This window comes from Enterobacter sp. MGH 38, from assembly GCF_000492855.1.
GTDB classification, from domain to species: Bacteria; Pseudomonadota; Gammaproteobacteria; order Enterobacterales; family Enterobacteriaceae; genus Enterobacter; species Enterobacter hormaechei_C.
This window is the reverse complement of record NZ_KI535608.1, coordinates 2234732-2254819: the sequence shown is the minus strand read 5'-3', so window position 1 is coordinate 2254819 and position 20088 is coordinate 2234732. Positions and strand designations below refer to the sequence as shown.

The window sequence follows — 20088 nt, the reverse complement described above, 5'->3', positions numbered from 1 at the left end:
GTGTATCACCGCCCTCTCCCACAGGGAGAGGGCCGGGGTGAGGGCACCAGACCGCACCCTACTTGACCATTTTCCCCTTCAGCAATTTCCGCACCCACAGTCGGTTTGGATTCAGCCCCGCGAGCGTAACCCTGTCCAGCGGAACCGGCTCGTCGCTCATTTGCGCGGCTAACGCTTCAGCCAGCAGCGGCGCGGAGCACAATCCCCGCGAGCCTAAGCCACCCAGCATAAACAGCTCGGGGTGAACGGGCGCACTTACCGCCGTTTCATTGCTGTCTGCAAGATCCTGATAGACTTCAAGCGTGGCGTCATAGTCCGGCACGTTTCCCGCCATCGGCAGGTGATCGCGGGTCGCGCAGCGTACGCCGCAGCGCGCCTGACCCTCACTGACATCAACCTCTTTCGCCCACGACGCATCCGGAAAACAGTCGACCAGGCGCTGTCGGTTTTGCTGCTGATCCGCTTCGCTGTACTGCATATCTGTTTCACCGCGATGGTAGCTGGCGCCGATGCAGTGATGGCCGTTGGAGGGATTTTGCGGCGTCAGGTAGCCGTCGTAACACAGCACCTTACGCAGTTTGCTCAGTTCGGGCGCGGTCGGGATATGGCTCACCTGGCCGCCGACTGGATAAACCGGCAATGACGCTGTCTGGGTAAACTGAGTGATGTGATGTCCGTTGGCCAGTACAACGCTGGCATGCTGCGCCTCTTTACCGTCAGCGAAACGCAGCTTCCAGTATGCAGTGCGGCTTAGCGATTGAACCTTATGGGCATAATGCACTGTCAACCCACGCGACTGCCCGAGGGCTATCGCCGCAGAAGTCAGTTCAGCCGGACACAGCCAGCCGCCGAGTGGATACTGAATTCCGCCGCAGCCGGTGTCTACACCAGCGGTCTCAGCAACCTGCTGAGCCGTCACTGCATGGGCGATGGTTTCCGGCAGCCCCAGCGACAGCATTTGGGTGATTTTCTGCTGGCTCTTCTCGTCCCAGCCGAGCTGCGTCACGCCGCACCAGTCGTGGTCGAACGCAACAGGCAGGCTATCGTAAAGGCGGCGAGCAAACGTAAACGCCGCCGGGAAGAACTGGAACAGTGCCGGATCGTGTGCACTTAATAAGGGATAAAGCGCGCCCTGACGGTTGCCTGATGCGCCCGTCGCCGGTGCCTCGTCAGCGCAGTAGAGCGTCACCTGCCAGCCACGGTGCAGCAGCGCCAGCGAGAGCAGGGCGCTGGCAATACCCCCGCCCACAATAGCGACCTCACGCGAGGTGCTGGCGCGGCGGGCAAACCAGGGGGCCTGCGCCGGGATCGCCAGATCCTGTTCCATCACCCCGACCAGCATGTCGCGTTTGCGGCCAAAGCCTTTGGTTTTCCGCATGGTAAACCCCGCCTCCTGCAACCCACGACGGACAAAGCCCGCGGAGGTGAAGGTAGCAAGCGTCGCGCCCGGGCGCGCCAGACGTGCCATGGCGCTGAACAGGTGCGGGCTCCACATGTCCGGGTTTTTAGCGGGCGCAAAACCGTCCAGGAACCAGGCGTCCACTTTCTGATTCATTGAGTCATCAAGCTTATCGGTCAGGTCGTTAATATCGCCCAGCCACAGGTCGAGGGTGACGCGTCCGTCATCCAGAATCAGACGATGACAGCCGCCGATAGCCGGTGGCCACTGGGTCTGAAGCTGTTCCGCCCAGTGGGCAAGCTCCGGCCAGCGCTGATGGGCAAGCCGCAGATCGTGCGCGGTAAGCGGAAATTTTTCGAAACTGATGAAATGTAATCTTTGTAAGGTAGCCTCGGGGTATGCAGCGCGAAAACAATCGAATGCCTGCCAGAGGGTCAGAAAATTCAGCCCGGTGCCGAAACCGCTCTCCGCCACGACGAACAGACTGCGCGGATGCTCAGGGAAGCGGGTGCCGAGATGATTTCCGTCGAGGAAAACATAGCGCGTCTCTTCCAGTCCGTTATCATTAGAAAAGTAGACGTCATCAAAATCTCGGGAAACAGGTGTACCCTCAGCGTTGAATTCGAGGTTGGCAGGTTGTATGGCGTTTTGTTTCACGTAAGTTACTCGTCCGACAGGCAGTGGCACGATCTTAGCGATGTGAGCCCATCGGTGCAAATTTCCACAGAAAATGGCTGATCGGACTTGTTCGGCGTACAAGTGTACGCTATTGTGCGACTCGAAACTTTTTATAGTGCGACTTACAGAGGTATTGAATGAAACGTGCAGTGATTACTGGCCTGGGCATCGTTTCCAGCATCGGTAATAACCAGCAGGAAGTCCTGGCATCTCTGCGTGAAGGACGCTCCGGGATCACTTTCTCTGAAGAGTTTAAAGATTCTGGAATGCGTAGCCACGTATGGGGTAACGTTAAACTGGACACCACCGGTTTAATTGACCGTAAAGTGGTTCGTTTCATGAACGATGCCTCTATCTACGCCTATCTTTCCATGCAGGAAGCGATCAAGGATTCTGGTCTGAGCGAAGACGTTTACCAGAACAACCCACGCGTGGGCCTGATTGCAGGTTCCGGCGGTTCTTCTAAAGCTCAGGTGTTCGGTGCTGACGCCATGCGCAGCCCGCGCGGCCTGAAAGCGGTCGGTCCATATGTTGTGACCAAAGCCATGGGTTCAGCGGTTTCCGCGTGCCTGGCAACGCCGTTCAAAATCCACGGTGTGAACTACTCCATCAGCTCCGCATGTGCGACCTCCGCACACTGTATCGGTAATGCGGTTGAGCAGATCCAACTGGGCAAACAGGACATCGTATTTGCTGGCGGCGGCGAAGAGCTGGGCTGGGAAATGGCCTGTGAGTTCGACGCGATGGGCGCACTGTCCACTAAATACAACGAAACGCCAGACAAAGCGTCCCGTACTTATGATGCACACCGCGACGGTTTTGTTATCGCTGGCGGCGGCGGTATGGTTGTGGTTGAAGAGCTGGAACACGCGCTGGCGCGTGGCGCGCACATCTATGCTGAGATCGTGGGCTACGGCGCAACGTCTGACGGCGCTGACATGGTTGCTCCATCCGGTGAAGGCGCGGTGCGCTGCATGAAGATGGCGATGCACGGTGTTGATACTCCAATCGACTACCTGAACTCCCACGGCACCTCAACGCCGGTAGGCGACGTGAAAGAGCTGGGTGCGATCCGTGAAGTGTTCGGCGACAACAGCCCGGCTATCTCTGCAACCAAAGCCATGACCGGTCACTCTCTGGGCGCGGCGGGCGTGCAGGAAGCGATCTACTCTCTGCTGATGCTGGAAAACGGCTTTATCGCGCCAAGCATCAACATCGAAGAGATGGACGAGCAGGCGGCTGGCCTGAACATCGTGACTGAAACCACCGAACGTGAGCTGACGACCGTTATGTCCAACAGCTTCGGTTTCGGCGGCACCAACGCCACGCTGGTGATGCGTAAGCTGAAAGCGTAAGCGTTTGAAGGTATAGTAGAAGGGAGCCGCGCGGCTCCCTTTTTTTATGCCTGAACACGGAGTTATGCATGAAGGCTGTTACCCCTGAGAAGAGCGCTCCTTCCGGGAACCTTTCCCTTTTCCGCATCGCCTTTGCGGTGTTTCTGACCTATATGACCGTTGGCCTGCCGCTGCCGGTGATCCCCTTGTTCGTTCACCAGGAGCTGGGCTATGGCAACACCATGGTCGGCATTGCGGTGGGCATTCAGTTTTTAGCGACGGTATTAACCCGGGGCTACGCCGGTCGCCTGGCGGATCAGCACGGCGCAAAACGCTCGGCGTTGCAGGGCATGTTTGCCTGCGGGCTGGCGGGGGGAGCCTGGCTGCTGGCGGCGCTGTTGCCAATAGATGCAGCGTATAAATTCGCGCTGCTGGTGGCAGGGCGCCTGATCCTCGGCTTTGGCGAAAGCCAGCTGCTGACCGGCACCCTGACCTGGGGAATGGGGCTGGTGGGACCTGCGCGTTCCGGAAAAGTGATGTCCTGGAACGGGATGGCGATTTACGGCGCACTGGCGGCAGGTGCGCCGCTGGGGCTGCTGATCCACAGCCAGTTTGGTTTTGCGGCGCTGGCAGGCACCACCATGGTATTGCCGCTGCTGGCGTGGGCGTTTAACGGTTCGGTGCGTAAGGTGCCCGCCCATAAAGGCGAGCGTCCTTCGCTGTGGAGCGTGGTGGGGCAAATCTGGCAGCCGGGGCTTGGGCTGGCGCTTCAGGGGGTGGGCTTCGCGGTTATTGGTACCTTTGTCTCCCTCTATTTCATGAGCCGCGGCTGGGCGATGGCGGGCTTTACGCTGACGGCCTTTGGCGGCGCGTTTGTATTGATGCGCGTGCTGTTTGGCTGGATGCCGGATCGCTTTGGCGGCGTGAAGGTGGCCGTGTCGTCACTTGTCATTGAGACCGTGGGTCTGGTACTGCTCTGGCAGGCGCCCTCTGCATCCGTTGCGCTGCTGGGTGCGGCGTTAACCGGCTGCGGCTGCTCGCTGATCTTCCCGGCGCTGGGCGTTGAAGTGGTGAAGCGCGTGGCTCCGCAGGTGCGCGGCACGGCGCTGGGCGGCTATGCGGCGTTTCAGGATATCTCATACGGCATCACCGGGCCGCTGGCGGGGCTGCTTGCAACGTCGTTTGGCTATCCTTCCGTATTTCTCGCCGGTGCGGTGTCAGCGGTGGTGGGGATTGTGGTGACGATGGTGGCGTTTCGCAAGCGGTAGTATGTTGCCGGGTGGCGGCTTCGCCTTACCCGGCCTACGGTTCGAGCCGTTGTAGACCCGGTAAGCGAAGCGCCACCGGGCAAATCCTCACGCAACCAGCCAGAAAATCGCCAGCGCAATCACCAACGCGATCAACATCAATCCCGGACGGGCAGAAAGCGTTTTGAACGTATCAACTACGGGGGCAAACAGCGGGTTGTAGATCGGCTGAATGTTTCTTACCTCCGGCACGCCGCCTTCCCGCTCGGCGCGGCGAACAAAGATCTGATTGAGCACATCCTGCACCTGGGCGGTGGTCAGCACCGTTTGCGGCGTAGCCTGCCAGCTCTGCTGAGCGTAATCCCGGATCGTATCGAACTCGTGCGGTTCCAGCGGTTGTTTCAGCGCCGCCTGTACGCTGTGCAGGGTCGGGGCGCTCTGGGTGCTGAGCGTCTGACGCGCCTGGAGCCAGGTGACCAGATGGGTAAACTGTTTTGCCGGGATCATCTCGCCCGCTTTCACACCGGAAAGTTCCAGCATGGATTGCCAGATAAGCTTTGTTGGTTCGCCGGTTGCGGCAGCCAGCTTAGTGACCATCTGCTTGAGCGTATTATGCTCCGCAGGCTGCAATGGCCGTTCTGTAGACGGGCGCTGTTGCGGCTGCGGGATAGAAAGCTGATTGCTTTGCAGCAGGGTCAACACGGTTTTCAGCTGTTCCGGCGAAAGCTGGCTCAGGGCGGTATGACCGTACTGTTGACGGATAAAATCACTCACCGCCTGGCGATTATTCCCCTGGCCCAACAGCTCGGTCAGCTGCGAGATAATCTGGCGGGTGGTATGTTGCTGCTGTGCGCTGGTAAGACGCTGGTTCAGGTTTTGTTCGGCGGCAGGGAAATGGCGCGACTGTAGCGGCGCATCGTTTCTGACGCCCAAATCGTGCTTCACGCCGGCCCACACCTCTGCGTTTTGCTGTGAGGTCAACGCAATAAGACGCGTGATCAGACGCTCCAGTACGGTGCGTTGCTGCGTGGAGAGCGGTTGTTCGCCTGGCGTGTTGGGCGTTACGGGGCCTTCACCCGGAGGGCGCGGAGGCGTACCTGAAATGGGCTGCATCGTCAAAAATCCTTAAAGTCAAACTCTGCGTAACCGGGCGGAGATATATGCCCGGCGGCGAGATTATGGCACACTTGGCAGGTTTACTTCCTCTCAAACAGGTACTCAGACGTGAAAATCCTCGTTGATGAAAATATGCCTTACGCCCGTGAGCTGTTCAGCCGCCTGGGTGAGGTTAAGGCTGTCCCTGGTCGCCCGATTCCGGTCAGCGAACTGGACGATGCAGACGCCCTGATGGTGCGCTCGGTGACTAAAGTAAATGAGGCGCTGCTCACCGGCAAAGGGGTTAAATTTGTCGGGACGGCAACGGCCGGGACCGATCATGTGGATGACCAGTGGCTTAAGCAGGCGGGGATTGGTTTTTCCGCGGCGCCAGGCTGTAACGCCATTGCCGTCGTGGAATATGTTTTCTCCTCGCTATTGATGCTGGCCGAGCGCGATGGTTTTACGCTGAAAGATCGCACCGTCGGGATTGTGGGGGTGGGCAACGTGGGCGGACGTCTGCAAAAGCGTCTGGAAGCCTGGGGAATCCGCACCCTGCTGTGCGATCCGCCGCGTAAGGATAACGGTGATGAAGGCGACTTCCGCACACTGGATGAGCTGGTCGACGAGTGCGACGTCATCACCTTCCATACGCCGCTCTTTAAAGAGGGGCCGTATAAGACCCTGCACCTGGCCGACGAAAAGCTGATCCGCCGTCTGAAGGCTGGCACTATTCTGATAAATGCCTGCCGGGGACCGGTGGTGGATAACGCGGCGCTGCTGGCATGTCTCGACGAAGGACAAGAGCTTAGCGTCGTGCTGGACGTCTGGGAGCCAGAGCCTGATCTCAACGTCGCATTGCTGGATAAGGTAGACGTGGGTACCGCACATATCGCGGGTTATACCCTTGAAGGCAAAGCGCGTGGCACAACCCAGGTGTTTGAGGCTTACAGCGCCTTTATCGGCCATCCGCAGCAGGTGGCGCTGGATACGCTGCTGCCCGCCCCGGAATTTGGCCGCATTACCCTTCATGGCCTGCTGGATGAGGCAACGCTGAAAAGACTGGTGCATTTGGTGTATGATGTGCGCCGCGATGACGCGCTGCTGCGTAAAGTGGCGGGTATTCCGGGTGAGTTTGACAAGCTACGCAAAAATTACCTTGAGCGCCGCGAGTGGTCTTCCCTGTATGTCATGTGCGATGACGCGTCAGCGGCGGGGCTGCTGCATAAACTGGGATTTAACGCCGTTCACCACCCGGCACGTTAATGTCTTCTTAATGCTCCCTGTCGGATGTTCCGGCAGGGACGCTTTTTATTTCTGGAGTAAACCACCATGTCTGAAGGCTGGAACATTGCCATTTTGGGTGCCACTGGCGCCGTGGGCGAAGCCCTGCTTGAAACCCTTGCTGAGCGTCAGTTCCCGGTGGGTGAGATTTACGCACTGGCGCGTACCGACAGCGCAGGAGAACAGCTGCGTTTCGGCGGGAAATCCTTGATGGTGCAGGACGCCGCCGCGTTTGACTGGACGCAGGCTCAGCTGGCGTTTTTTGCCGCAGGTGCGCAAGCCACGGCGTCTTACATTGAAGAAGCGACAAATTCAGGCTGTCTGGTGATCGACCTGAGCGGCCTGTTCTCCCTGGAGCCGGATGTGCCGCTGGTGGTGCCGGACGTCAACCCGTTTGTGCTGGCTGACTACCGCAACCGCAACATCATTGCAGTACCGAACAGCCTCACCAGCCAGCTGCTGACCGCGCTGAAGCCGCTGATCGACGACGGTGGCCTGTCGCGTATTTCCGTGACCAGCCTGCTGTCAGCCTCCGCTAACGGCAAAAAAGCCGTAGACGCACTGGCAGGGCAGAGCGCGAAGCTGCTGAACGGTATCCCGATCGACGAAGATGATTTCTTTGGCCGCCAGCTGGCGTTCAACATGCTGCCGCTACTGCCGGATCGTGAAGGTTCGGTGCGGGAAGAGCGTCGTATCGTCGATGAAGCACGCAAAATTTTGCAGGATGACGGGCTGATGATCTCCGCGAATGTCGTGCAGTCTCCGGTCTTTTACGGCCACGCGCAGATGGTCGGGTTTGAAGCCCTGCGTCCGCTGGCGGCTGAAGAAGCCCGCGACGCGTTTGGCCGCGGAGAGGACATTGTCCTGTCCGAAGAGAGCGAATTCCCGACGCAGGTGGGCGACGCCACCGGCAGCGCGCATCTCTCTGTGGGCTGTGTGCGTAACGATTACGGTATGCCTGAGCAGGTGCAGTTCTGGTCTGTTGCCGACAACGTGCGTTTCGGCGGCGCGCTGATGGCGGTCAAAATCGCGGAAAAACTGGTGCAGGAGTATCTGTACTGATGTCAGATGTGGAACAAAAGCCGGTCCACAGAATTGCCCTCGGCATTGAATACGATGGCAGTAAATACTATGGCTGGCAGCGGCAGAATGAGGTGCGCAGCGTCCAGGAGAAGCTGGAGAAAGCGCTCTCTCAGGTAGCGAATGAACCGATAAGCGTCTTCTGCGCGGGCCGCACCGATGCCGGCGTTCACGGCACGGGGCAGGTGGTGCATTTTAACACCACCGCCGTGCGCAAAGACGCGGCCTGGACGCTGGGTGTAAATGCGAATTTGCCTGGTGACATTGCCGTGCGTTGGGTGAAAGCTGTGCCGGATGATTTTCACGCGCGTTTCAGCGCGACGGCGCGGCGCTACCGTTATGTCATCTATAACCAGCGCCTGCGCCCGGCGGTGTTAAGCCAGGGCGTGACGCATTTTTATGAACCGCTGGATGCAGAACGTATGCAGCGTGCGGCGCAGTGTCTGATTGGAGAGAATGATTTTACGTCGTTTCGTGCGGTGCAGTGTCAGTCCCGTACGCCGTGGCGTAACGTCATGCACATTAACGTCAGTCGGTATGGCGCGTATGTGGTGGTGGATATCAAAGCCAATGCCTTTGTACATCATATGGTGCGGAATATTGTGGGCAGCCTGATGGAAGTGGGCGCCGGACACCAGCCGGAGAGCTGGATTGCAGAACTGCTTGCAGCGAAGGACAGAACGCTTGCGGCAGCAACGGCGAAAGCGGAAGGGCTGTATCTGGTTTCGGTGGATTATCCGGACCGGTTCGACCTGCCAAAACCGCCAATGGGCCCGCTGTTTTTAGCGGACTAAACAAAGGTGCAATTAGGGCTTAGACAATATGGACGTAATACGTTTTCTGATTGATTTCATCCTGCATATTGATGTTCACCTGGCGGAGCTGGTCGCGCAGTACGGCGTCTGGGTTTACGCCATTCTGTTCCTCATTCTGTTCTGTGAAACCGGCCTTGTGGTTACGCCGTTCCTGCCTGGAGATTCACTGCTGTTCGTGGCGGGCGCGTTATCCGCACTGCCAACGAATGACCTGAATGTCCATCTGATGGTCGTCCTGATGATCATCGCCGCGATTGTTGGTGATGCGGTCAACTACACCATCGGGCGGGTGTTTGGCGAGCGGTTGTTCAGTAATCCGGACTCGAAGATTTTCCGCCGCAGTTATTTAGATAAGACCCATGCGTTCTATGAGCGCCATGGCGGGAAGACCATTATCCTTGCCCGTTTTGTGCCTATTGTGCGTACATTTGCACCGTTTGTGGCGGGAATGGGTCACATGTCCTATCGTCATTTTGCCATGTACAACGTGGTGGGCGCGCTGCTGTGGGTGCTGCTGTTCACCTATGCAGGCTACCTGTTTGGCGATCTGCCGGTGGTTCAGGAAAACCTTAAGTTACTGATTGTAGCGATTATTGTGCTTTCCGTACTGCCTGGCGTCATCGAAATTATCCGTCACAAACGCGCGGCGGCAAAGCAAGCGAAGTAAATGCACGCTGGCGGTTCGACCACTTTTTTATCCAAAGTTTCGGGCTGTTATGTTTTAATGTGCAACATTCATGGTCTGTTGGAGGCAAAAATGGCATTATTCGCCTCTTACAGCAAAACTGGCATACGACCAGGTTCAGGCAGAAAGGTTATCAATGAGCTGGATTGAACGAATTAAAAGCAACATTACCCCAACGCGTAAAGCGAGCATTCCTGAAGGGGTATGGACGAAGTGTGATAGCTGCGGCCAGGTTCTGTATCGCGCAGAGCTGGAACGCAATCTTGAGGTGTGTCCGAAGTGTGACCACCATATGCGTATGTCGGCGCGCAACCGCCTGCATAGCCTGCTGGACGAAGGTTCTCTGGTAGAACTGGGCAGCGAACTGGAGCCAAAAGATGTGCTCAAGTTCCGCGACTCCAAAAAATACAAAGATCGTCTGGCCTCTGCGCAGAAAGAGACCGGCGAGAAAGACGCGCTAATCGTCATGAAAGGCACCCTGCATGAAATGCCGGTGGTTGCCGCCGCGTTTGAGTTCTCCTTTATGGGCGGCTCAATGGGCTCCGTGGTCGGCGCGCGTTTCGTGCGTGCCGTTGAGCAGGCGCTGGAAGACAACTGCCCGCTGATCTGCTTCTCCGCCTCCGGTGGCGCACGTATGCAGGAAGCGCTGATGTCCCTGATGCAGATGGCGAAAACCTCTGCGGCGCTGGCGAAAATGCAGGAGCGCGGTCTGCCGTACATTTCGGTACTGACCGACCCAACCATGGGCGGCGTTTCTGCAAGCTTCGCCATGCTGGGCGACCTGAACATCGCGGAGCCAAAAGCGCTGATCGGCTTTGCCGGTCCTCGCGTTATCGAGCAGACCGTACGTGAGAAACTGCCGCCGGGCTTCCAGCGCAGTGAGTTCCTCATTGAGAAAGGCGCTATCGATATGATCGTCCGCCGTCCGGAAATGCGCCTGAAACTGGCCAGCATTCTGGCGAAGCTGATGAATCTGCCAGCGCCTAACCCGGACGAGCCGCGCGAAGGCGTGGTGGTACCGGATCAGGAACCCGAGGCCTGATAACTGAAAAGGGCAGGGCCGAATGGCGCTGCCCTTTTGCTTTCTAAACCGTTAATGACAACCGGGCATCATGGAAAATAAAAGCATTCCTCAAGCCACGTCGCCCCTGGCCGCGTGGCTTTCTTATCTGGAAAACCTGCACAGTAAAACTATCGACATGGGCCTTGAGCGCGTAAGCCAGGTTGCCGCGCGTCTTGACGTGCTGAAACCCGCGCCTTTCGTGTTTACCGTCGCCGGCACTAACGGTAAAGGCACCACCTGCCGCACGCTGGAATCTGTCCTGATGGCGGCGGGGTACAAAGTTGGCGTTTACAGCTCGCCGCATCTGGTGCGCTATACCGAGCGCGTGCGGGTGCAAAACACCGAGCTGGCGGAATCGGCCCATACGGCGTCGTTTGCCGCTATCGAAGCGGCGCGCGGCGAAACCTCATTAACCTATTTCGAATATGGCACCCTGTCGGCGCTGTGGCTGTTTAAGCAGGCGCAGCTGGACGTGGTGATCCTGGAAGTGGGGCTGGGCGGGCGTCTGGATGCCACCAATATGGTGGATGCGGATGTCGCCGTCGTCACCAGCATCGCGCTGGATCACACCGACTGGCTGGGCCCGGACCGCGAGAGCATTGGCCGTGAGAAGGCCGGTATTTTCCGGGCCAATAAGCCTGCCGTGGTAGGCGAACCGGACATGCCACATACCATCGCTGAGGTAGCGAAAGAGAAGGGCGCTCGTCTGCTGCGTCGCGGCGTGGACTGGCAGTATGAGGTGCAGGACAACGGCTGGCGCTTCAGCGATGCGCAGGGCGTGCTGGAGAGTCTGCCCCTGCCGCAGGTGCCACAGCCTAACGCGGCGACTGCGCTGGCAGCCCTGCGCGCCAGCGGATTAGCGGTAAGCGAGCAGGCAATCCGCGATGGCATTCAGAACGCACTGTTACCAGGACGTTTTCAGATTGTGAGTGAGTCACCGCGTCTGATTCTGGATGTTGCACATAACCCGCATGCGGCGGCGTACCTCGCAGGACGTCTCAAATCGTTACCAAAAACCGGGCGCGTGCTGGCGGTTATCGGTATGCTTCATGATAAAGATATCGGCGGCACGCTGGCCTGCATGGAGAGTGTGGTCGATAGCTGGTATTGTGCTCCTCTGGAAGGGCCGCGCGGCGCGACTGCTGAGCAGTTGATGGAACATCTCGGCAAAGGCGAAATCTACAGCAGTGTGGTTTCGGCCTGGCGTGCCGCGATGGCGGAGGCTAAACCAGAAGATACCGTGCTGGTGTGTGGGTCATTCCACACGGTGGCACATGTCATGGAAGTGATGGACGCGGGGAGAACCGGTGGCGAGTAAGTTTCAGAACCGTTTAACAGGAACCATTGTGCTGGTCGCGCTCGGGGTGATTATTCTCCCGGGATTGCTCGACGGGCAGAAAAAGCATTACCAGGATGAATTTGCGGCCATTCCGCTGGTACCCAAACCGGGCGATCGCGACGAGCCCGATATGTTGCCAGCGGCAACGCAGGCGCTGCCTGCCCAGCCGCCAGAAGGCGCAGCGGAAGAGGTGCGCGCAGGTGATGCAGCCGCGCCGTCGCTCGATCCCTCGCGCCTGGCGACGAACAATAACATCGAGATTGATCCGGTGCCGGTAGAACAGCCTAAGCCTGTTGAGAAGCCGAAACCGGTGGAGAAGCCGCAGCCGAAACCGCAGCGGGATAAAGCGGCCGAGCAACTGGCAGCCGCTTCAGAAACGCCACCGCAGGCAAAACAGGACGCGGCCCCTACCGGCAAAGCCTATGTCGTTCAGCTCGGTGCGTTGAAAAATGCAGATAAGGTCAATGAGATCGTGAGTAAACTGCGCGGCGCGGGATACCGTGTTTATACTTCACCCACCACGCCGGTACAGGGTAAAATTACGCGTATCCTCGTGGGGCCGGATGCGTCGAAAGATAAGCTCAAAGGTTCGCTTGGCGAGCTGAAGCAAATCTCCGGCCTGAGCGGTGTGGTGATGAACTACAGCGCCAACTGATAGAAATTATCCCCTCACCCTGGCCCTCCCCCTAAAGGGGCGAGGGGTCGGTTTACTCCCTCTCCCTTGAGGGAGAGGGCCGAGGTGAGGGGGAGGCAGACGTTCACAGAAACGTCAAAGGTGCGGGGCGTTGAGCATTTTTTCAGCGCCTTTTTTATTTACGCGTGGGAAGGAAATCCCTACGCAAACGTTTTCTTTTTCTGTTAGAATTCGCCCCGAACTGGATGACAGGGCGTTAAATCGTGGGACACATATGGTCTGGATTGATTACGCCATCATTGCGGTGATTGGTTTTTCCTGTCTGGTTAGCCTGATCCGTGGCTTTGTTCGTGAAGCGTTATCGCTGGTAACCTGGGGTTGTGCTTTCTTTGTTGCCAGTCATTACTACACTTACCTGTCTGTCTGGTTCACGGGCTTTGAAGATGAACTGGTCCGAAACGGAATCGCCATCGCGGTGCTGTTTATCGCGACGCTGATTGTCGGCGCTATCGTCAATTACGTGATAGGTCAGCTGGTCGAGAAAACCGGTCTGTCAGGAACGGACAGGGTGCTCGGCATCTGTTTCGGCGCGTTGCGAGGCGTGCTCATTGTGGCCGCGATCCTGTTCTTCCTGGATACCTTTACCGGGTTCTCCAAAAGTGAAGACTGGCAAAAATCGCAGCTCATTCCGGAGTTCAGCTTCATCATCAGATGGTTCTTTGACTATCTGCAAAGCTCGTCGAGTTTCTTGCCCAGGGCATAAACCCTGAGATGTGGCTTAACGAGGAAAAGACGAATGTGCGGTATTGTCGGTATCGCCGGTTTCATGCCGGTAAACCAGTCGATTTATGACGCGTTAACGGTGCTTCAGCACCGTGGGCAGGATGCTGCGGGTATCATCACCATTGATGCAAACAACTGCTTCCGTTTACGCAAGGCGAACGGCCTGGTAAACGATGTATTTGAAGCCCGCCATATGCAGCGTCTGCAAGGTAATATGGGGATCGGTCACGTTCGTTATCCTACTGCTGGCAGTTCCAGCGCCTCTGAGGCTCAGCCTTTTTACGTTAACTCCCCGTATGGCATCACGCTTGCCCACAATGGCAATCTGACCAATGCCCACGAGCTGCGTAAAAAGCTGTTTGAAGAGAAACGTCGCCACATTAACACCACCTCTGATTCTGAAATCCTGCTCAATATCTTTGCCAGCGAGCTGGATAACTTCCGCCATTATCCGCTGGAAGCAGACAACATTTTTGCTGCCGTTGCCGCGACTAATCGCCAGATCCGTGGCGCGTATGCTTGCGTGGCGATGATCATCGGTCATGGCATGGTAGCCTTCCGCGATCCAAACGGCATTCGCCCGCTGGTGCTCGGCAAACGTGATCTCGGCGATGGCCGTTCCGAGTACATGGTTGCCTCCGAAAGCGTGGCGCTGGATACTCTGGGCTTCGAATTCCTGCGTGATGTCGCGCCAGGCGAAGCGGTCTACATCACTGAGAAGGGCCAGCTGTTTACCCGTCAGTGCGCCGACAATCCGGTGAGCAACCCGTGCCTGTTCGAATACGTTTACTTCGCGCGTCCGGACTCGTTCATCGACAAGATTTCCGTTTACAGCGCGCGCGTCAATATGGGGACGAAGCTGGGCGAGAAGATTGCCCGCGAGTGGGACGATCTCGACATCGACGTCGTCATCCCAATCCCTGAAACCTCCTGTGATATCGCGCTGGAGATTGCCCGTATTCTGGACAAGCCGTACCGTCAGGGCTTCGTGAAAAACCGCTACGTGGGCCGCACCTTTATCATGCCGGGCCAGCAGCTGCGTCGTAAGTCAGTACGTCGTAAGCTGAACGCTAACCGCGCCGAGTTCCGCGACAAGAACGTGCTGCTGGTGGACGACTCTATTGTGCGCGGCACGACGTCTGAGCAGATCATCGAGATGGCGCGTGAGGCCGGGGCGAAGAAAGTGTATCTTGCCTCCGCAGCGCCGGAAATTCGTTTCCCGAACGTGTATGGCATTGATATGCCAACCGCTAACGAGCTGATTGCTCACGGTCGTGAAGTAGACGAAATCCGGCAGATCATCGGTGCCGACGGTCTGATTTTCCAGGATCTGAACGATCTGATCGACGCGGTGCGCGCCGAGAACCCGGATATTCAGCAGTTCGAATGCTCGGTATTCAATGGGATCTACGTGACGAAAGACGTTGACCAGCAGTATCTCGACTATCTGGATTCTCTGCGTAACGACGATGCGAAAGCCGTCCAGCTGCAAAACGATCTCGAAAGCTTAGAGATGCACAACGAAGGTTGATGCGTATGCAGGTGAGGGCGCTCGCCCTCACTTGCAACTCCCCGTAAAATCCTGCACAGTCTGCCCTGAAATCAGCAAGGGCGAAAATCATGAAACGACTCATTGTAGGGATCAGCGGTGCCAGCGGCGCGATTTATGGCGTCCGGCTGTTACAGGTGCTGCGTGACGTTGCAGGCGTAGAAACCCATCTGGTGATGAGCCAGGCGGCGCGTCAGACCCTCTCTCTTGAAACCGATCTCTCTCTGCGCGACGTTCAGGCCCTGTCTGACGTTGTCCACGATGCCCGCGATATCGCCGCCAGCATCTCTTCGGGCTCGTTTAAAACGGCCGGCATGGTTATTTTGCCCTGTTCGATTAAAACCCTTTCCGGCATTGTAAACAGCTATACCGACACGCTGGTGACGCGTGCAGCGGATGTGGTGCTGAAAGAGCGTCGTCCTCTGGTGCTCTGCGTGCGGGAAACGCCGCTGCACCTGGGACATCTGCGTTTAATGACGCAGGCAGCCGAACTGGGGGCCGTGATTATGCCGCCGGTCCCCGCGTTCTATCATCGTCCGCAAACGCTGGATGATGTCATCAACCAGACCGTTAACCGCGTGCTGGATCAGTTCGATATCGACCTGCCGGAAGATCTCTTTACCCGCTGGCAGGGGGCGTGAATCTGTGCACAAACAAGGTGCATGAAAAGACAATTTGCCCTGTTTCAGGGCAAAACTGCAACCGCGATCATATCCTCGACATTTAATTCGCTTTTTCCTTTTTTCTCTTTCCGGTTCGTTCGGCAGACCTGCTATCTTTCACCATTAAGGCAGTATCGCAACGTTTTATTAACATATTTAACGTCGTAGTTTTATCCCGACGACAATGTGGCATAAGACCTGCAAGAGCAGCCTGCAACACAACACACAACATAAACCATAATAAAATCACGGTTCTTGAGGGTAAATGTATGAAGAAGACGGTTCTGGCTCTGTCTTTGCTCGTGGGCTTGAGTGCGGCAGCAAGTAGCTATGCAGCGCTTCCACAGACAGTTCGTATCGGTACAGACGCAACCTACGCGCCATTCTCCTCTAAGGATGCGAAAGGCGACTTCGTGGGGTTTGATATCGATCTGGGAAATGAGATGTGCAAACGCATGGAAGTGAAATGCACATGGGTGGGCAGTGACTTTGACGCGCTGATCCCGTCGCTGAAAGCCAAGAAAATTGATGCCATTATCTCTTCTCTCTCCATCACGGAAAAACGTCAGCAGGAGATTGCCTTCTCTGAGAAGCTCTACGCTGCCGACTCACGTCTGATTGCCGCGAAAGGCTCGCCAATCCAGCCGACCATCGACTCGCTGAAAGGCAAACATGTTGGCGTGCTTCAGGGCTCGACCCAGGAAGGTTTCGCCAATGCAAACTGGCGCGAGAAGGGCGTCGATGTGGTGGCTTACCAGAACCAGGATCTGATCTACTCTGACCTGGCGGCAGGCCGTCTGGATGCCGCGTTTCAGGATGAAGTCGCCGCGAGCGAAGGCTTCCTGAAACAGCCTGCGGGTAAAGAGTACGCCTTTGCCGGCCCGTCGGTAAAAGACAAAAAATACTTTGGCGACGGTACCGGTATTGGCCTGCGTAAGGATGATACCGAGCTGAAAGCCGCCTTCGACAAAGCGTTTAATGAGCTGCGTAAAGACGGTACCTACGACAAACTGGCGAAGAAATACTTCGATTTCAACGTCTACGGTGATTAATGCCTGAAATAGATGCACTGAAGTGGTGCATCTCTGCGGGGTTATGTTCCAGCATGGTGCAACGCATGCACCATGCTGGATCGCTGTGTGCATAGTTAAGCATTTATAATGCAAAAATTCCCGTACAAAGGCATTAATCTTTGCCTGAATGAGGGGATTAATGGCACATTAACAACACCCCGTCGTCGTAAAAATCTCGTATTAAGACAGTTTGTTGAGGACAGATATGAAAAAACTGGTGTTGTCACTTTCTCTGGTACTGGCTTTTTCCAGCGCCACCGCGGCATTCGCAGCAATTCCGCAGAAAATTCGTATTGGAACTGACCCAACCTATGCACCTTTCGAATCGAAGAATGCGAAGGGGGAACTGGTCGGTTTTGACATCGATCTGGCTAACGAGCTGTGCAAACGCATTAAAGCGCAATGTACCTACGTTGAAAACCCGCTGGATGCGCTGATCCCGTCTCTGAAAGCGAAGAAAATTGACGTGATCATGTCCTCCCTGTCCATCACTGAAAAACGTCAGCAGGAGATTGCCTTCACGGACAAACTCTACGCGGCGGACTCACGTCTGGTGGTGGCGAAATCCTCTGACATTCAGCCAACCCTTGAATCTCTGAAAGGCAAACGCGTGGGCGTGTTGCAGGGTACTACGCAGGAAACCTACGGCAACGAGCACTGGGCGCCAAAGGGGATTGAAATTGTCTCTTACCAGGGTCAGGAAAACATCTACGCAGACCTGACGGCAGGCCGCATTGATGCAGCATTCCAGGATGAAGTGGCGGCAAGCGAAGGTTTCCTGAAACAGCCTGTGGGTAAAGATTACAAGTTCGGCGGTCCGTCCATTAAGGACGAAAAACTCTTTGGCGTTGGCACCGGTATGGGCCTGCGTAAAGAAGACAACGAACTGCGTGAAGCCCTGAACAAAGCGTTCGCCGAGATGCGCGCGGACGGCACCTATGACAAGCTGGCGAAAAAGTACTTCGATTTTAATGTTTACGGCGGCTAATCGCCCCGTCTGATAACGTGCGGCCCCTCCCGTTCCGGGAGGGGAAAAGACACGGTTCCACCACTCACGAGACGACAGGGCACGCGGTATGCTGTACGGATTTTCTGGCGTTATTTTACAGGGCGCGCTTGTCACCCTTGAGCTGGCTATCAGCTCCGTGGTGCTGGCGGTGCTGATAGGCCTGGCGGGCGCGGGGGCAAAATTATCCGCCAACAGACCGCTGGCGCTGATATTTGAAGGCTATACCACGCTGATTCGCGGCGTGCCTGACCTGGTGCTGATGCTGCTGATCTTTTACGGCCTGCAAATCGCACTTAACGGCGTAACGGATGCCATCGGCATGGAGCAGATCGATATCGACCCGATGGTGGCCGGTATTATTACCCTTGGTTTTATCTACGGTGCCTATTTCACTGAGACTTTCCGCGGCGCTTACATGGCCGTGCCGAAAGGGCATATTGAAGCGGCGACCGCCTACGGTTTTACCTCCTCACAAACGTTTCGCCGGATCATGTTCCCGGCCATGATGCGCTACGCGCTGCCGGGCATCGGGAACAACTGGCAGGTTATTCTCAAGGCAACGGCGCTGGTCTCCCTGCTGGGTCTGGAAGATGTGGTGAAGGCCACGCAGCTGGCAGGTAAAAGCACCTGGGAACCGTTCTATTTTGCGGTGGTTTGCGGCCTAATCTATCTGGTCTTTACGACCGTCTCCAATGGTGTGCTGCTTCTGCTTGAACGTCGCTACTCCGTGGGTGTGAAGAGGGCTGACCTGTGATTGAGATTATTCAGGAGTACTGGAAATCCCTGCTTTGGACGGATGGCTACCGCTTTACTGGCGTGGCGATCACGCTGTGGCTGCTGATCTCCTCGGTGGTAATGGGCGGCATTCTGGCGGTGTTTCTTGCCATTGGCCGCGTGTCGAACAATAAATTTATTCAGTTCCCTATCTGGCTGTTCACCTACGTGTTTCGCGGTACGCCGCTGTACGTACAGCTGCTGGTGTTCTATTCCGGGATGTACACGCTTGAGATCGTAAAAGGCACTGAAATGCTGAATGCGTTCTTCCGCAGCGGTCTGAACTGTACGGTGCTGGCGCTGACCCTCAATACCTGCGCCTATACCACCGAGATCTTCGCCGGGGCCATCCGTTCTGTGCCGCACGGTGAGATCGAGGCGGCGCGCGCGTACGGCTTCTCGTCCGTGAAGCTCTACCGCTGTATTATTCTGCCTTCGGCGCTGCGTATTGCGCTGCCGGCGTACAGCAACGAAGTGATTTTAATGCTGCATTCGACGGCACTGGCGTTTACCGCCACGGTACCGGATCTGTTAAAGATTGCCCGCGATATTAACTCTGCCACCTACCAGCCGTTTACGGCGTTTGGCATTGCAGCAGTGCTCTATTTGATCATTTCTTACGTCCTGATCAGCCTGTTCCGTAAGGCTGAAAAACGCTGGTTGCAGCATATAAAACCGTCGACGCACTGAGAATTTATGATGGCTGAGAACAAATTAAACGTAATTGATTTGCACAAGCGCTACGGCGAACATGAAGTGCTGAAAGGGGTGTCGCTGGAGGCTAACGCGGGCGACGTGATCAGTATTATCGGCTCATCAGGTTCGGGTAAAAGTACCTTCCTGCGCTGCATCAACTTCCTCGAAAAGCCGAGCGAAGGGTCAATTGTGGTGAGCGGACAGAACATCAACATGGTCCGTGATAAAGACGGCCAGCTTAAAGTGGCGGATAAAAATCAGCTACGACTGCTGCGTACGCGTCTGACAATGGTGTTCCAGCACTTCAATCTCTGGAGCCACATGACGGTGCTGGAGAACGTGATGGAAGCGCCGGTTCAGGTGCTCGGCTTAAGCAAGCAGGAAGCCCGCGAGCGTGCGGTCAAATACCTGGCGAAAGTGGGTATCGACGAGCGGCAGCAGATCAAATATCCGGTGCACCTGTCAGGGGGGCAGCAGCAGCGTGTTTCTATCGCCCGTGCGCTGGCGATGGAGCCGGAAGTGTTGCTGTTTGACGAACCGACTTCCGCGCTGGATCCTGAACTCGTTGGCGAAGTGCTGCGCATCATGCAGAAGCTGGCGGAAGAGGGCAAAACGATGGTGGTGGTGACGCACGAGATGGGCTTCGCCCGTAACGTTTCTAACCACGTTATCTTCCTGCATCAGGGCAAGATAGAAGAGCAGGGGCATCCGGACGAGGTGCTGGCGAACCCGCAAAGCCCGCGTTTGCAGCAGTTCCTGAAAGGCTCGTTGAAGTAGGTTTGGCCTTTCTCCCTCTCCCTGTGGGAGAGGGCCGGGGTGGGGGCATCAGGCCGCAGAGCCGCCCAATTGCCCGGTGGCGCTTCGCTTACCGGGCCTACAAAAACCGTAG

19 protein-coding genes are annotated in these 20088 nt (G+C 56.7%); 17 read left to right on the top strand and 2 right to left on the bottom strand.

The annotated features are described in order from the left end of the window. Window positions 1–58 precede the first annotated feature (58 nt). Window positions 59–2056, bottom strand: a complete 1998-nt coding sequence (gene mnmC / locus L384_RS01015; RefSeq protein ID WP_023325005.1) for a bifunctional tRNA (5-methylaminomethyl-2-thiouridine)(34)-methyltransferase MnmC2/FAD-dependent 5-carboxymethylaminomethyl-2-thiouridine(34) oxidoreductase MnmC1 — start codon at window positions 2054–2056, stop codon at window positions 59–61. A 158-nt stretch (window positions 2057–2214) separates the two neighbouring features. Here mnmC and fabB point away from each other — a divergent pair, with 158 nt between their 5' ends. Further along, window positions 2215–3432 carry a beta-ketoacyl-ACP synthase I gene (gene fabB / locus L384_RS01020; RefSeq protein ID WP_003861395.1) on the top strand — a complete coding sequence of 406 codons (1218 nt, stop codon included), beginning with the start codon at window positions 2215–2217 and terminating at the stop codon, window positions 3430–3432. Window positions 3433–3500: 68 nt separating this feature from the next. Then, window positions 3501–4679 carry an MFS transporter gene (locus L384_RS01025; RefSeq protein ID WP_023325004.1) on the top strand — a complete coding sequence of 393 codons (1179 nt, stop codon included), beginning with the start codon at window positions 3501–3503 and terminating at the stop codon, window positions 4677–4679. A gap of 87 nt (window positions 4680–4766) precedes the next feature. On the opposite strand, the gene flk is transcribed toward L384_RS01025, so the two are convergent. Then, complete coding sequence (gene flk / locus L384_RS01030) at window positions 4767–5771, bottom strand: flagella biosynthesis regulator Flk (RefSeq protein WP_003861399.1); 1005 nt, start codon at window positions 5769–5771, stop codon at window positions 4767–4769. 111 nt (window positions 5772–5882) lie between these two features. Here flk and pdxB point away from each other — a divergent pair, with 111 nt between their 5' ends. The 15 genes from pdxB (at window position 5883) to hisP (ending at window position 19976) form a co-directional block, all read left to right on the top strand. Next, window positions 5883–7019, top strand: a complete 1137-nt coding sequence (gene pdxB / locus L384_RS01035; protein ID WP_023314591.1) for a 4-phosphoerythronate dehydrogenase PdxB — start codon at window positions 5883–5885, stop codon at window positions 7017–7019. Window positions 7020–7085: 66 nt separating this feature from the next. Beyond that, window positions 7086–8099: an aspartate-semialdehyde dehydrogenase gene (locus L384_RS01040; RefSeq protein ID WP_003861403.1), complete on the top strand. Its 1014-nt coding sequence runs from the start codon at window positions 7086–7088 to the stop codon at window positions 8097–8099. After that, window positions 8099–8911 (top strand): tRNA pseudouridine(38-40) synthase TruA, encoded by an 813-nt coding sequence (gene truA / locus L384_RS01045; RefSeq protein WP_023325003.1) that lies wholly within the window; start codon window positions 8099–8101, stop codon window positions 8909–8911. Before L384_RS01040 ends, truA begins: the two co-directional genes overlap by 1 nt. Window positions 8912–8939: 28 nt before the next feature. Next, window positions 8940–9599, top strand: coding sequence for a DedA family protein (locus L384_RS01050; RefSeq protein ID WP_003861406.1), 660 nt, complete (start codon window positions 8940–8942; stop codon window positions 9597–9599). A 154-nt stretch (window positions 9600–9753) separates the two neighbouring features. After that, window positions 9754–10659, top strand: a complete 906-nt coding sequence (gene accD, locus L384_RS01055; protein WP_003861408.1) for an acetyl-CoA carboxylase, carboxyltransferase subunit beta — start codon at window positions 9754–9756, stop codon at window positions 10657–10659. Between the two features lie 70 nt (window positions 10660–10729). Further along, on the top strand, window positions 10730–11998 hold the full coding sequence (gene folC, locus L384_RS01060; RefSeq protein WP_017692992.1) for a bifunctional tetrahydrofolate synthase/dihydrofolate synthase: 1269 nt from the start codon (window positions 10730–10732) through the stop codon (window positions 11996–11998). Then, on the top strand, window positions 11988–12674 hold the full coding sequence (gene dedD, locus L384_RS01065; RefSeq protein ID WP_003861412.1) for a cell division protein DedD: 687 nt from the start codon (window positions 11988–11990) through the stop codon (window positions 12672–12674). Before folC ends, dedD begins: the two co-directional genes overlap by 11 nt. A gap of 253 nt (window positions 12675–12927) precedes the next feature. Further along, a complete protein-coding gene (gene cvpA, locus L384_RS01070) occupies window positions 12928–13416 on the top strand; it encodes a colicin V production protein (RefSeq protein ID WP_000262116.1) in 489 nt (162 codons plus the stop codon). Window positions 13417–13449: 33 nt separating this feature from the next. Beyond that, a complete protein-coding gene (gene purF, locus L384_RS01075) occupies window positions 13450–14967 on the top strand; it encodes an amidophosphoribosyltransferase (RefSeq protein WP_008502595.1) in 1518 nt (505 codons plus the stop codon). Between the two features lie 89 nt (window positions 14968–15056). Further along, window positions 15057–15626, top strand: coding sequence for a UbiX family flavin prenyltransferase (locus tag L384_RS01080; RefSeq protein ID WP_023314587.1), 570 nt, complete (start codon window positions 15057–15059; stop codon window positions 15624–15626). Window positions 15627–15916: 290 nt separating this feature from the next. Further along, the gene (argT, locus tag L384_RS01085; RefSeq protein ID WP_003861418.1) at window positions 15917–16699 is read left to right on the top strand and encodes a lysine/arginine/ornithine ABC transporter substrate-binding protein ArgT; all 783 of its coding nucleotides are present in this window, start codon (window positions 15917–15919) and stop codon (window positions 16697–16699) included. A 226-nt stretch (window positions 16700–16925) separates the two neighbouring features. After that, window positions 16926–17708 (top strand): histidine ABC transporter substrate-binding protein HisJ, encoded by a 783-nt coding sequence (gene hisJ, locus L384_RS01090; RefSeq protein WP_003861421.1) that lies wholly within the window; start codon window positions 16926–16928, stop codon window positions 17706–17708. A gap of 88 nt (window positions 17709–17796) precedes the next feature. Then, a complete protein-coding gene (locus tag L384_RS01095; protein ID WP_003861422.1) occupies window positions 17797–18483 on the top strand; it encodes a histidine ABC transporter permease HisQ in 687 nt (228 codons plus the stop codon). Then, a complete protein-coding gene (locus tag L384_RS01100) occupies window positions 18480–19193 on the top strand; it encodes an ABC transporter permease (RefSeq protein ID WP_003861424.1) in 714 nt (237 codons plus the stop codon). Before L384_RS01095 ends, L384_RS01100 begins: the two co-directional genes overlap by 4 nt. A gap of 9 nt (window positions 19194–19202) precedes the next feature. Next, a complete protein-coding gene (hisP, locus tag L384_RS01105) occupies window positions 19203–19976 on the top strand; it encodes a histidine ABC transporter ATP-binding protein HisP (protein WP_003861426.1) in 774 nt (257 codons plus the stop codon). Window positions 19977–20088: the final 112 nt, after the last annotated feature.

Bases quoted from the DNA above. Each gene is read 5' to 3' on its own strand.
- fabB (WP_003861395.1), top strand. From the start codon at position 2,215: ATGAAACGTGCAGTGATTACTGGCCTGGGCATCGTTTCCAGCATCGGT.
- L384_RS01025 (WP_023325004.1), top strand. From the start codon at position 3,501: ATGAAGGCTGTTACCCCTGAGAAGAGCGCTCCTTCCGGGAACCTTTCC.
- flk (WP_003861399.1), bottom strand. From the start codon at position 5,771: ATGCAGCCCATTTCAGGTACGCCTCCGCGCCCTCCGGGTGAAGGCCCC.
- L384_RS01040 (WP_003861403.1), top strand. From the start codon at position 7,086: ATGTCTGAAGGCTGGAACATTGCCATTTTGGGTGCCACTGGCGCCGTG.
- truA (WP_023325003.1), top strand. From the start codon at position 8,099: ATGTCAGATGTGGAACAAAAGCCGGTCCACAGAATTGCCCTCGGCATT.
- L384_RS01050 (WP_003861406.1), top strand. From the start codon at position 8,940: ATGGACGTAATACGTTTTCTGATTGATTTCATCCTGCATATTGATGTT.
- accD (WP_003861408.1), top strand. From the start codon at position 9,754: ATGAGCTGGATTGAACGAATTAAAAGCAACATTACCCCAACGCGTAAA.
- folC (WP_017692992.1), top strand. From the start codon at position 10,730: ATGGAAAATAAAAGCATTCCTCAAGCCACGTCGCCCCTGGCCGCGTGG.
- cvpA (WP_000262116.1), top strand. From the start codon at position 12,928: ATGGTCTGGATTGATTACGCCATCATTGCGGTGATTGGTTTTTCCTGT.
- purF (WP_008502595.1), top strand. From the start codon at position 13,450: ATGTGCGGTATTGTCGGTATCGCCGGTTTCATGCCGGTAAACCAGTCG.
- L384_RS01080 (WP_023314587.1), top strand. From the start codon at position 15,057: ATGAAACGACTCATTGTAGGGATCAGCGGTGCCAGCGGCGCGATTTAT.
- argT (WP_003861418.1), top strand. From the start codon at position 15,917: ATGAAGAAGACGGTTCTGGCTCTGTCTTTGCTCGTGGGCTTGAGTGCG.
- hisJ (WP_003861421.1), top strand. From the start codon at position 16,926: ATGAAAAAACTGGTGTTGTCACTTTCTCTGGTACTGGCTTTTTCCAGC.
- L384_RS01095 (WP_003861422.1), top strand. From the start codon at position 17,797: ATGCTGTACGGATTTTCTGGCGTTATTTTACAGGGCGCGCTTGTCACC.
- hisP (WP_003861426.1), top strand. From the start codon at position 19,203: ATGGCTGAGAACAAATTAAACGTAATTGATTTGCACAAGCGCTACGGC.